Origin of the sequence: Alistipes putredinis DSM 17216 (genome assembly GCF_000154465.1) — a bacterium.
Lineage (GTDB): Bacteria > Bacteroidota > Bacteroidia > Bacteroidales > Rikenellaceae > Alistipes > Alistipes putredinis.
Window position 1 is genome coordinate 397,654 of the sequence record NZ_DS499577.1, and the last position, 12,521, is coordinate 410,174.

Here is a 12,521-nt window from a genome sequence, read left to right on the forward strand (position 1 = left end):
GAGTAACGAGAAACACCCTGCCGATTCCGGCAGGGTGTTTCTCGTTTGGTCCTAATCGGTCGGGGGCGGGTCCGTCCGGCTGTTGTAACCTCGGCGAACCTATGCCTGTTCCCGAAGTTCGCTTATCCCGATATTGCCTTGTCGGTAGCGGGTGAAATCCCGAATCGGTTATGCTTTCGGAGATGAGTCTTGCGCCTCCTGTTTTTCTACATCGAACGGGTTGCTTTGCGTGACGGTCGTATGCCAGGGGATTCCGATCAGTGTCGATAGATCGACTTTGGCGGATTCGATGTAGCTGCTCAGGATCATATCGCGGGCGTCTGCGTTTTGGAACGGATAGAGTTCGAACGCCGGCAATACGGAAACGAAGTGTTCCATGATTTCTGCCTGGATGGATTCGTAACTCGGCCAGTTTTTGTTCGAGGAGAAACAGTAGATCTGGACCGGAAGGCCGTTGGCTACCGGCGGCAGTGTCCGCACCATCAGCAGCAGTTCTTTGCTGACGAAAGGATGGCGCCGCAGATACATCACCATGTAGGCCCGGAACAGACCGAGATTCGTGTCGATAGTTCCGTTCACCAGTCCTTCTGGATTGTCCGTATTGGCGACTTTTCCATCGGCTGCCTGCTTCTGCTTTTCGGTTATGAATTGCGCCAGTTCTTTGTCGAAGGCTTTCATTTTCTCCAGAAATTCCGGCGTGCACGGTTTGATGTAATCGAGTTTCAGGGTATATTCGCGCATGATGCGCCGTCCGCCCGAGTCGCTCATGCCCCGCCAGTTGATGAACGAACCCGAAACCAGCGAATAGGGTGGGACGGTTACGATCGTGTTGTCGAAGTTCTGAACCTTCACGACATCCAGGGATATGTCGATAACGGTGCCGTTTATGTTGTTCTGCGGCATTTCGATCCAGTCGCCGATGCGCAGCATGTCGTCTTCGGAGATCATTACGCCTGCGACCAGTCCCAGAATAGTATCCTTGAACACCAGCATCAATACGGCTGTGAAAGCACCCAGTCCCGTAATCAGGTTGAGCGGCGATTTGTTGATCAGGATCGAAATGATAACGATCACGACGACGCAGTAGAAAACCACGCGGAATATCTGGATAAAGCCCTTCATCGGGCGGTTTTTCAGTTGCTTGTTCTTTTTCAGCTCATCTCCGACCGTGTTCAGTATGGCATTTACGGAGATAATCAGGGCGATGAAAAAATAGATCCAGGTGATCTTCTCGCTCAGGATGAACCAGGCGGAATCTTTGCTGAAAGCGAATGGCAGCAGGGCGGAAACCATCAGTGGCGGAATGATGGCCGTCAGCTTCCGAAATACGCCGTATTTGAACATCGATTCGAAGAATCCGACGCGTTTGCGTTTCAGAATCTTTTTCGCCAGATGCACCAATACGGCGTGGACGATTCCCGCGACGATGAATGCGATAATCACGATTACGATCAGAAACAGGAGTTCGTCCATTTTGTCGAGCATATGGGACGGAATGCCGATCCAGGCGAGGAATTTTTTGATTCCGAACAGGATGGTCAATGCAAAGTCGTTTGTATTCATAAACGGTTGGAAAAATCGAAGTTTGTCGTGTGTGGATTCGTCATTTCGAATCTTATCTTAATTATTATGCAATAATTATTCCTAACGAGGATCGGTCGGGCTATAAGTCGGAGTGTTCGGTTAAAAGATGAGAAATCTGCGGCTTAAAGATGTTTTGCTGCAGATAATAAAGGAGTATTTTGGTTTTTCTGATATTCATTGAAATTAAAAAGATCGCAGGGATTTTGAGTATTATAGTACGTGTATGTCTAATATTTGTTTTTTTCAAAAATAAATAGAATTTGATCGGATGATTTTTGTCTGTTTTGTTGTTTTTACTTTTCTATTTGTTGCTTTTTTCGGGGGGGGAAATTGAGCTTGGATTTCCATGACCTTTTTTATAATTTAAATTTCGAAAAGGAGAAATTGCTTCTAAAGGATCTCTTCGAAGGTTGTTTAATTTTAAATTATTATTGTTATGAACTTGTTTTTACGTTTTTTGTTCATGGGAGCGGTTTGCCTGCTTCCTTTGGTCGGTTGTAGCGACGATGATACCGAGGGAACGGGGCCAGAGCCGACGTCTGACTTTCAATTCGAGACTTTGGAGCTGACGCAAGGTTCGTTCAAGGTGAAGATAACTCCCGAAGACAAGAATATGACTTACTTTTTCGGAGTGCTCGAAAAGTCGGATTTCAGCCAGTTTGAAAATCTTGAGAGTTTGCAGGCAGCAAACATCGAAAATATAAAAGCCCTCGCGGAGGCTAATGGAGTCGGGGTCGAGGAGTTCTTGCTGGAGGCATTGCTTAAAGGAGAGCAGGAGTGGAAATATAATACGCTTGTTCCGGAGACCGATTATGTCTTTTACGCCTATGGATTATCGACCGAATTGGAGATTCTTACGACTGTCAATACTTATGAATTCAAGACATTGGTCGTCGAGCAAGTAGAGGTGAATTTCAAGATTACGGCTTCGGACGTGACGCCGACGTCGTTTACGCTGAATGTCGAGCCGGACCGAACGGATTGCGTATATTATTACGACATTCTTCTCCCTGCCGTATATATGGATTACTGTGGAGGTGATCCGGCAAATTTACCGGCTTTTGTCGAGAACTATCTTGCAGAGTGGAAAAAAACCGAGCGGTATGCGACTTACACGTTGCCGGAATTCATTGCTGAAGTGACTGTTAGCGGCAAAACTTCCGATTCCTCGTTTGAAAATCTTCTGCCGGAGGGAACTTATTATGCCTTCGCAGTCTGTGTGGCCAATGACGGAACCTGTATTTCGGAGGCTACGGTAGAAACTATTAGGACGAGCGAATCTCCTAAAAATTCTTATACGGTATCCTCCGAAGTCGTTACCGATGTCGCTTATTCGGCTATAGTCACGGCAGAGCAGAGTGAGGCTTTTGCCGTTATGATGGAGCTTCAGGAGTATTTTGCCGACGCCAAATCGGATGCCGAAATCATTCAGACGATTTACGATGCTTATAACCAGAATATTTCCAAATATCTTTATGCGGATGTTGCGAATGTTTCGTTCGGAGGCCTTATTCCCAACGACAAATATTATCTTTTGATCTTTGCATGCAATCCGGACGGATCGCCGAAACTCGACGACAAGATAAATCTCAAGAAAGTCGAGGTCAATACGTCGCCGGCAGTGATGTCCTCGGTCCAATACGAACTTAGCGTATCGAGCATAGCCAAGATCGATGCGATGGTTACGGTAAGGGCTGACGGTAATTATGAAAATGAAACATTCCTTTTCAATTATATCACGAAAGCCGAATACGACGCTATTTCGGGGGACAAGACTGCCGGTCTGAAGGCTCATATGGACGCATTTATCGATGCCAGAGTGAAAGATTGGAACGATTCTCATCCGAATTCGGGCGTGATGACGCGTAAAGAGTTCCTTTCTCGTGCTCTCATGAACGGCAAGGAGGATCTGTTTGTGCCGATAGAGATCGGCGGGCTTACTCCTGGTACTACGTATTATCTGTATGTTTTTGGACTCAAGGCCGACGGTACCTATACGACAGAGCCGGTTACGACCCAATTCACTACCGTTGCGGATCAGGTGACCCTGGCTTCCCTGGAGTTCATCGTAATGTCGTACGGCTATCCGGAGGAGAACCGGAATATGTATAGGGTTTGGACGTATGCGAATAATTCGAAAGAGCACTATTTTCAGTCGTTTGTCGGAGAGGACGAGTGGGCTGGCAAGACGGCTTCCGAAGTGAGGGAGCTGCTCAAAGCGTCCAAGTGGCCCAGTTCAAGCTCATACAAAGTGGACGCACAATTCGGACAGACTTGGTATGGCTATTCCGTCGCTTATGACGAGGCGGGAATTCCCACGAAAGTCTATAAACTTTGGCATACAAGCCCTGCGGATACCGGAGACGGTTTCGATAATATAACAGGAGGAACAATAACAGTGGACATCGAGGAGTTGTCCGAATAGTGATGTTTTTATGAGAACTAAAATCTTATTTTTGATGATGCTTGTTGCAGCCGGTCTTATGACCGGTTGCGGCAAGGATTCCGAGGAGACTCCTACAAAACCGGAAGATCCGATTCCTCCCGTGACGACGACTTACGAAATAGGGGATTATTACGAGAACGGCTTTGTAAAAGGAATCGTGATATATATTGATTCGGAGGGTAAGAGTGGAACTGTGGTTTCGCTCGATGAAACTGAAGCCATATGGTCTTACAAATACGAAGAACCGATGGCTTCTTTCCCACAGACGGGGCGATATAATACGGATTGTGTATATAATATGGAAGGATGGCGGGAGAATTATCCCGGGTTCCTGTGGTGCAGTGAAAAGGATGTTATGGGAGTTAAAAACTGGTATGTGCCGGATCAGAGAGAGTTAGGGCTTTTGTACGAGGCTTATTCCGGAGTGAGAGGAGGAGGCAGCCTGTCTGACGACGAAATAAGGAAGAACAAACAGCTGTTTAACGACACTCTCAAGGAGAAGGGCGGTGTCCCGTTGTCCGATGCAGTCTATTGGACTTCCGCCGAATGCTCGGCGCGGATGGCTTATGCGTTCGATATGGCATCCGGAGCCATGATCGAGATGCCTCAGGAACTGGATAAGGGGATGAAATACAAATTCCGGGCTATGGCTGATTTTAAATTTTAAATATTTTGGTATGAAAAAAATTATGTTATTTTTCGTCGCCTGTATTTCCTGTATTACTGTGGCATGCGATAGTGACGACGACGGTACGAAAGGAGATGATAATAAATTTCCGGCACCGGAAGTGACATTCAGCGCGATTACCGGTGTCTCTTTTACTGCCGGGTGGAATGCCTTGGAAACAGCGGATTCATACAGATACGAGGTTTCGTATGAGAAAGACGGCCAAGTCGTTGCTGTTGCTGCACAGAACACCGAGACGACGACTTTTTCTTTGGACGGGCTTCTGCCTGCTACGGATTATTCGGTCCGAGTGGTTGCAAAGGCCGGAGGAAAGACCATTTCGGATTGGTTTTCCGGAACTGTAAGGACTTTAGGAGGTGAAAGCGTAACATTTACCGTTACACCTTATGAGCGCTATATTGAGAATGCGTTTATTTATCCTTACGCCGAAGTGAAGCCTTCCGATTCCGAGGTATATTATTGGGTAAGTGCTATTCCTTCCAATAGCGAACGAGATCCGAAGGAGTGGATGCAGGAGGATATCGATTATTATATGGAGTTGGGCAAAACTTGGGACGATCTTGTGGCGGATAAATTGATTTTGAAAGGTGATGCCGAAAGTGTTCCTTTTGCTTTCACCGGTTACGATCATTATTATTTTATTGTTGCGCCGGTTGGAAAAAATCTTTCTGAAATAGTCGTCAGTGGCGAGGTTTCTCGTAGTTATAGATTTTGGTACGAGGCTCGGGAAGTGCAGATGCTGCATGAATCGACTTACGAACAGTTTGCCGGAGAGTGGCTGTTGCAGACATCCGGTACTGTAAAGGAGGAGAATGGATCACTCGATGTACAGGAAGTGGGTGAAGAATTTCCGGTTACCATTTCTCCTGCTGATGATAAGAAATCGTTTTATCTCAAGGGATGGGGCGGGGATCGAAACAAATTCCGGGATTTTGCGATAAAAATGGATTTCGAACCGGCGGAAGACAATTATCATAAGATAGGTATATCTTTTCCTCAGGACATAGAGACGGAGGGGGATATTGTATGGAAGTATGTTTCCTGGTACAATTTTGTCGGAACTGTCGGTGACGAAAAAGTGTATACTTATTTGCCTTATGATGATAAAATGTATGAGAATATGCCTTCGTGGTCGAAAGGATTCATCGGTTTTATGGGAAATCTCAATAAGACTGTGATTAAGATTTGTCCGCTGTATTATATGGATGGGAACAATGAAGGTGCTTATATAATGTCTATGTGGCCGTATGGAATCAGTTCTACGGGAGATGTCGAGCAAGACAAACTGCTTAATAACAAATATGAAGATCCGGTTGGTCCTTATTATTTGATAAGAAAGGATGTGGCGGACGGTCTTGTGTTGCAACTGCCCGATACCGAAGAACCGGATGCCGACGTTGCCGGGCTGTTGAATGCACTGCAGAGTGTGCGGCAGGCGAATACTCCTCGTGAGGTGTTCAGTGTGAAACGTTGATAATGTCCGATAACTTTTCGGGATTTGAATTTGAGAGAGCGGTATCCGAATTAAGATATCGCTCTCTTTTTTGTTTTTATAAGATTTGTCGGTTTGTTGCCTTGTCAAGGGGGGGCCATACCTGATTTTTGCCTGCAAAGCGATCCGAATTGTTATTCGAAGTGCTTGGACGATCGGAGTATTGTTGCTTTAGTCTCAAACATAATTTTCACAGTTTTTAACGAGTCGCGGAATAAGTCATTAGAATTAATACAAGTCTTTTGTCCTATGATATAGGTTTTTGAAACTGTTTCAAACTCATATCGAATTTTATCATTGGGTACGAAAATATATTTGCCATTGGAATTTTATAGCTATCATGAAATCTTCTTGGTGCTTTTTTCGGGACTTGAATGCTCTTCACTTGTCGTTTTGCAATACCTGATTCTTTCTTCGAAGACCTTTGAAACCGGCAGATATATAATTATCGTATTGATTTTTGATTGTGTGCTTTGAATGTTTCAGTTAAGGAATGGCATTCGGAACATTTTGTTCCAGATAACGATCCGATCCCGTTTGAGCGATAACGTGTTTCCCTGCCTTATCCAGCTCTCGATATGTGCGAAGCGACGCAGATTTATGGTATCGAGGGATAAGTTGAGCGCTTTGCAACTCCTATTTGCTCCCCTTTTTGCTGCGTCCCGTTGTTTCGGATCGATAAACCGATGGATACGCATCTCTTTTCTTTCTCCATTTACTGTGAGTCGTAATGTGATAGGAACTTCATCATTACGATTTGTCTTTGTTTTACACAGGTAGAATAAAACGCTGAAAGAGGTCTTTCCATAATATATCTTTTTAGTTACGAACTTACAGTCTATGGCTGGTAAGATTCAAAGTGCAGTAGCTGAATGCTTCGAGCACAAAATAGGGGGGGGCTCTTCCTCTGATTATTAGCTGCTTTTGGAGAGCATTTCGAACCTTTTTTAGGATACAGAAAAAGAAAAAAGCCTTGTAAATATACTTTACAAGGCTTTGCAATCATTTGCTTCGATATTTTGCGGTATGGACGGGACTCGAACCCGCGACCCCCTGCGTGACAGGCAGGTATTCTAACCAGCTGAACTACCACACCGTTTGCTGATTGCGAATGCAAAGGTAGTACAAAAATCTGTATCTCCAAACTTTTTTCTCACTTTTTGAAGAAAGAAAATTGCACGCTTCCGTAACTTCTTGATTGCCAAAAGTGAGGGTCGGACGAAAAATTTATGTTTTTCGAATGTTCGAAAACGAGAAACCCATCCGGTTTGAGTAAATCGCGTTCCAGTACCAGCCGGATGACCTCTTCGCTGCCCTCCAGATCGTAGGGCGCGTCCGAAAAGATCAGGTCGAACTGCTTCGCACAGCTTTTCAGGTAGAGGAATACATTGGCTTTGACGGCGAACAGATTGTCGATTCCCAGGTCGGCGGCCGTTTTTTTGATGAAGTTATAGTGTACGGGATTGATTTCGACCGAAGTGACGCTGTGCACGCCCCGCGAAGCGAATTCGTAGCTGATCGACCCCGTCCCGGCGAATAGGTCCAACACGTCGCACTCCTCGAAATCGACCAGGTTTCCCAGTACATTGAACAGGTTCTCCTTGGCGAAGTCGGTCGTCGGGCGTGCCCGCAGATTCTTGGGCGGGTTGATTGCCCGTCCCCGATATTTTCCGCTGACTATTCGCATATGGCGACGTGTTTGAAATATTCACGCAACAGGCGTCCGTCCTGTTTGGTCGGGTTTCCTTCCAGCCGGATCTCGCAGTTTTCGATCTGCAGCTCCTGCGTCAGCTCCCGGACGTAGAAGAGCAGATCTTCCCCCGTGGGGGCGATGAATGTCTCCGCCAGCCGCAGGGTTTGCCGTTCCCATACTTTCAGGTAGGCCAGCTCTTCATAACGGAATATCCAGAGGCAGGATGCCGTGAATTCCCCGGTACGTAGCAACGGGGAGGTCCAGCGTATCTTCTCCTTCAGCCGGGCACGGACTTTCTCTACGGAGGCTTTGTCGGCAGCCATCAAAGCGATGACGGGCTGTTGCGGATCGGAGGTGAGAATACACTCCTTCTCCGTCGGTTCCATTCCGTTTATACGCATCAGGGCGGGAGCGGCCTTCGCGTCGAACACTTCCCGGGGAACCAGCATGGTTTTGCCCGTCAATACCTCTATTTCGACCGTTTTTTTCTCTTTGGCCGGTATGTCGAGCTTCTCTTCAGAAAAAGAGTGTCCATCCAGCCTGAGCCGGATGGACACATTCTTGATTTCGGGCTTGTTATTCGTCGCCCCAGTTACCTGCTTCATTGTTACCTTTCTCCATGGAGCCGAACTTGATGCCTCCGTAGTTGCTGAAGTTATTCTCCTGATCGTCCACCAGGTTGATTACCTCCTGACGGAAGCGTACCGTGTCGAGGAACATTTTATAAGGTATGCGGCACTCTACGACGGGGATGACCACTTTCGATTCGGTGGTCACAAGACCTGCTTCCAATTCGAATTCCGTCTGGTTGTTCGTGCCGGGCACGTAACGCAGGTTGCGAACCTGTTCTGCGGTGAGCTTTTTCGGCGTGAAGATCGTGTCGATCACGTGTACCCATACCTTTTCGCTGTTCTTGCGGCCGCTCTTTTTCAACTGGGCCATTGCCACCGAGTCATCCTCATCGACGATCTTGCGCTCGAACTCCAGCGAGTCGGTCAGCACAAAATTGATCAGCGTGTCGAAATCGCCGGTGAACCGGTTGTACTTCGTTTTGAAGCTGCGCTCCGCAGTACGGATGTCCTTGATGCGGTCGATGACGCGTGCTTCGCGGGCCGCCTTCTCCTTGGCGAAGATAATCGGAGTCGAAATCTGTTTGTAGATAACGTATATCAGGCATACGATAACTACGGCAAGTACGATTTGGATGATTCTTTTTGTCATTTTTAAGTTATTTCTAGTAAGTTTGTATCAAAATCCGTCGGCAATACCGCCGTCCTTTACCGATCCGAAGATGCTAAAGACTCATATTGCGACCCAAATTTACGCTAAAATTTGTTTTAATACAACATCTGGTCAAAAAAAAATCATCGAATCGCTTTCCGAGTATCTGTCCGAAAGCGATCCTGCGGCCATTTTCGTACTGAACGGTTACGCGGGTACCGGAAAGACGACGTTGATCGCCGCTCTGGTCGGGGCGCTCAAGGATTGCGGCATCAAACCCGTGTTGCTGGCTCCGACGGGACGGGCGGCCAAGGTGCTGTCCCGTTATTCGGGAGAACCGGCCCTGACCATTCACAAGCGGATCTACCGCCAGCGCACCAATGCCGACTACGAGTCGAAATTCTCGCTCAACATCAACCAGGAGCGGGGGGCCGTGTTCATCGTGGACGAGGCTTCGATGCTGGCAAACGGTTCTTCGGACGGGGCGATCTTCGGCAGCGGGGCGCTTCTCGACGATCTGGTGAGTTACGTGCGCGGCGGGAAGGGCTGCCGGTTGATTCTCGTGGGCGACGATGCGCAGCTTCCGCCGATCGGGGTGGACTACTCCCCGGCGCTCGATCCGAAAGCTCTGTCCGTCTATGGGGAGGTGGTTTACACGTCGCTGGATGAAGTGGTGCGCCAGGAGGCCGAATCGGGTATTCTGTTCAACGCCACCCTGGTACGCTGCATGCTGGAGAACGGCATCTGCGAAGTACCGCGATTCAGGATGGATTTCCCTGATATCGAGGTGGTAGAAGGCGGTGAGTTCATGGAGAAGTTGCAGGATTGCTATGACCGTTACGGACGCGACGAAACCATCGTCATCACCCGTTCCAACAAACGGGCGAACCGCTACAACGACGGTATTCGCCGTTACGTGCTGGGCGCCGAGGAGGAGATCGAGAGCGGCGATCTGCTGATGGTCGTCAAGAACAACTACCATTTTACGGAGCGCACCGAAGATTGTCCGATGAATTTTCTGGCCAACGGCGATATAGCCAAACTGCGCCGCTTGAGGCGTTTCGAGGATTTTTACGGCTTTCGCTTTGCTACCGCTGTGCTGTCCTTCGCTGACTATAACGACGCCGAGCTGGAGTGCAAGATCCTGCTCGATACCATTGCCTCGGAGTCCCCGTCGCTGACCCGGGAGGAGAGCAACCGACTCTTTTGCGAGGTGGAAAAGGATTATCTCGATATCAAGAGCAAGCTCAAGCGATTCAAAGAAATTCGTGAGAATCCGCACTTTAATGCCGTTCAGGTGAAGTTCGCCTACGCCGTCACCTGCCACAAGGCGCAGGGTGGTCAGTGGCGGGCGGTTTTCATCGACCGCTGTCTGTTCGGCGACGAGCCGATGACGCGCGACATGCTGCGCTGGCTCTATACGGCGCTGACCCGTGCGACCGACAAACTCTATCTGGTGAATTTCGATGAACGGTTTTACGAATGACCTTCGTTCGGAGGTTGCGAGCGGGGCTTTGCATCCGCAGCATTTCCGGATGCGTGCGATCGCCAAGTATCTGCGAGGTCGGGTGGTGGGCGGCTGTCGGTTGCGGAGGCGTTGTTCCCGCGATTCTGCATGGGCCGGATCGGATTGCCGGTGATGCCGGGCGAAGAGTGAGTCTCTTGCACAGCGCCCCAAAATAGGGGTTGAAACAGGATCATTTGGAAATAAATAATACGATAAATTAAAAATTATGACAAGCGAACTGCATCCTCTCGAACCTTTTCTGCCTGTCGGGGCACGTCTGCTGATGCTCGGAAGTTTCCCGCCGCAGCGGGTGCGGTGGTCGATGGACTTTTTTTACCCGAACTTGCAGAACGATATGTGGCGTATCGTCGGACTGGTATTTTTCGGGGACAAGGGGTATTTTCTGACACCCGACGCGAAACGTTTCGACAAGGAACGGATCGTGCGTTTCTGCGAGGAGAAAGGATTGGCTCTTTACGATACGGCCGAAGAGATAATCCGATTGAAAAACAATGCTTCCGACAATTTTCTTCAAGTAGTGCGCGAGGTCGATCTGGCGCAGTTGTTGGCTGCGGTTCCGACCTGCCGGGCGATCGTGACGACGGGACAGAAGGCTACCGATGTGATCGTGCGCCTTACCGGTTGCGCCGAGCCGCCTGTGGGAGGGAGTGTGGAGTTCGCCTATGCGGACCGTATGCTTCGGTTTTATCGCATGCCCTCTTCGTCGCGGGCCTATCCGAAATCGGTGGAGTGGAAGGCGGACTATTACCGGCGGATGTTCGCCGTGTGCGGGATGCTCTGATCGAATTTCCGATTGGATGAAATCGTACTGCGGCGATCTGTCCGCTGTGAGTTTTTTCGGGGAAAATATTGGTTTCCCCGAATTTTTCTTTAACTTTATAGAGTTAAATCTATAATTTATGACCGTTATGAGAAAATTAACTCTGCTTTTGCTCTGCTTGGCGTTGGGGATCGGCGTGTGTGACGCAAAAAAGAAAAATCGAGGGGTGTATTTTCGGACAGATGCCGAAATCGTGCTGGACAAACCTTATTTCGGGTTGAATGTGAGTAATATGATTCAGGTCGTACTCGAAGCCGACCGAAATCCCGCTTCGGTCCGGGTCGAAACCGAAAATGTGCCTGCCGAGGCGGTTTCCGTGCGGGTGCGGCGCGGTGAACTCGTGCTCGCGTGCGACCCCGGAGCCTTGTCGTCCAAGAGAAAGAACGATATGTCCAAGCGGGTTGTAGTGTATGTGGGCGCCGCTCCGCTGGAGTCGTTTTCGTTGTCGGGGATGTCCTCCGTTTTTTCCGAGACCGAGATCGATAAACCGTCGGTTACGGTCGAATGTATGGGAATGAGCGAGTTCGAATCCAATATTCGTTGCAGAAGCCTGACGATGTCTGTTTCGGGTATGTCGATTTACAAAGGGCAGGTGGTATGCGAGGATACAGCGACGGTGGAGGCATCCGGAATGAGCCAGGCCGTCGCGGATTTTATGTGCCGGGATTTGGATTGTACGCTGACCGGTATGTCCGTTTATAATGGAAATGTGAATTGCAGGCAGAAAGCCGAGGTCGCAGTGGATGGTTCGAGCGAATGTACCTTTTCGGGAACAGCTCGGGACCTGATGCTGGAAGTGTCGGGCATGAGTCAGTTCAAAGGGAGAAAGTTTTTGGCTTCGGGACTTGCCGACTGTGACATTTCCGGTATGAGTACCGCCTCGGTCGCAGCGGCGGGATCGCTGAAATATTGTGTGAGCGGTATGAGCGAATTCAACTATTCGGGCGAACCTGTGGTTATCTCGACATCGGTCGATAACGCCACGGTTCGACACCGTTGATCGACTGCGGGGCCGATTCCTGTAAGGGTGTACTATATTGTCGTACACC

Annotated in this window: 11 protein-coding genes and 1 tRNA gene; 6 read left to right on the top strand and 6 right to left on the bottom strand. The window is 48.7% G+C overall.

From position 1 onward, the window contains the following. Positions 1 to 168: 168 nt before the first annotated feature. Positions 169 to 1,563 carry a mechanosensitive ion channel family protein gene (locus ALIPUT_RS02000; RefSeq protein WP_004327954.1) on the bottom strand — a complete coding sequence of 465 codons (1,395 nt, stop codon included), beginning with the start codon at positions 1,561 to 1,563 and terminating at the stop codon, positions 169 to 171. A 457-nt stretch (positions 1,564 to 2,020) separates the two neighbouring features. Here ALIPUT_RS02000 and ALIPUT_RS02005 point away from each other — a divergent pair, with 457 nt between their 5' ends. From ALIPUT_RS02005 to ALIPUT_RS02015, 3 genes are read left to right on the top strand one after another with little or no spacing between them, the layout of a single operon-like run. Then, positions 2,021 to 4,009 (top strand): hypothetical protein, encoded by a 1,989-nt coding sequence (locus ALIPUT_RS02005; RefSeq protein WP_004327955.1) that lies wholly within the window; start codon positions 2,021 to 2,023, stop codon positions 4,007 to 4,009. A gap of 10 nt (positions 4,010 to 4,019) precedes the next feature. Continuing rightward, complete coding sequence (locus ALIPUT_RS02010) at positions 4,020 to 4,697, top strand: hypothetical protein (RefSeq protein ID WP_004327956.1); 678 nt, start codon at positions 4,020 to 4,022, stop codon at positions 4,695 to 4,697. Positions 4,698 to 4,707: 10 nt separating this feature from the next. Continuing rightward, positions 4,708 to 6,192, top strand: coding sequence for a fibronectin type III domain-containing protein (locus ALIPUT_RS02015; protein WP_004327957.1), 1,485 nt, complete (start codon positions 4,708 to 4,710; stop codon positions 6,190 to 6,192). Positions 6,193 to 6,692: 500 nt separating this feature from the next. On the opposite strand, the gene ALIPUT_RS13355 is transcribed toward ALIPUT_RS02015, so the two are convergent. From ALIPUT_RS13355 to ALIPUT_RS02040, 5 genes are all read right to left on the bottom strand, one after another. After that, entirely contained in the window at positions 6,693 to 7,064 is a 372-nt protein-coding gene (locus ALIPUT_RS13355) for an Arm DNA-binding domain-containing protein (RefSeq protein WP_081443355.1), read from the bottom strand. A gap of 168 nt (positions 7,065 to 7,232) precedes the next feature. Continuing rightward, positions 7,233 to 7,306 (bottom strand) — tRNA-Asp (locus ALIPUT_RS02025). 57 nt (positions 7,307 to 7,363) lie between these two features. Then, entirely contained in the window at positions 7,364 to 7,897 is a 534-nt protein-coding gene (locus tag ALIPUT_RS02030) for an RsmD family RNA methyltransferase (protein ID WP_004327960.1), read from the bottom strand. Beyond that, positions 7,888 to 8,508 (bottom strand): DUF3822 family protein, encoded by a 621-nt coding sequence (locus ALIPUT_RS02035; protein WP_004327961.1) that lies wholly within the window; start codon positions 8,506 to 8,508, stop codon positions 7,888 to 7,890. The genes ALIPUT_RS02030 and ALIPUT_RS02035 overlap by 10 nt, the downstream gene beginning before the upstream one ends. Continuing rightward, positions 8,480 to 9,124 carry a hypothetical protein gene (locus ALIPUT_RS02040; RefSeq protein WP_004327962.1) on the bottom strand — a complete coding sequence of 215 codons (645 nt, stop codon included), beginning with the start codon at positions 9,122 to 9,124 and terminating at the stop codon, positions 8,480 to 8,482. Before ALIPUT_RS02040 ends, ALIPUT_RS02035 begins: the two co-directional genes overlap by 29 nt. 70 nt (positions 9,125 to 9,194) lie before the next feature. On the opposite strand from ALIPUT_RS02040, the gene ALIPUT_RS02045 reads away from it, so the two are divergent. The 3 genes from ALIPUT_RS02045 (at position 9,195) to ALIPUT_RS02055 (ending at position 12,472) form a co-directional block, all read left to right on the top strand. Next, entirely contained in the window at positions 9,195 to 10,610 is a 1,416-nt protein-coding gene (locus ALIPUT_RS02045; protein ID WP_004327963.1) for an ATP-dependent DNA helicase, read from the top strand. A gap of 247 nt (positions 10,611 to 10,857) precedes the next feature. Next, complete coding sequence (locus ALIPUT_RS02050; RefSeq protein WP_004327965.1) at positions 10,858 to 11,433, top strand: hypothetical protein; 576 nt, start codon at positions 10,858 to 10,860, stop codon at positions 11,431 to 11,433. Between the two features lie 127 nt (positions 11,434 to 11,560). Then, positions 11,561 to 12,472: a GIN domain-containing protein gene (locus tag ALIPUT_RS02055; protein ID WP_187117658.1), complete on the top strand. Its 912-nt coding sequence runs from the start codon at positions 11,561 to 11,563 to the stop codon at positions 12,470 to 12,472. Positions 12,473 to 12,521: the final 49 nt, after the last annotated feature.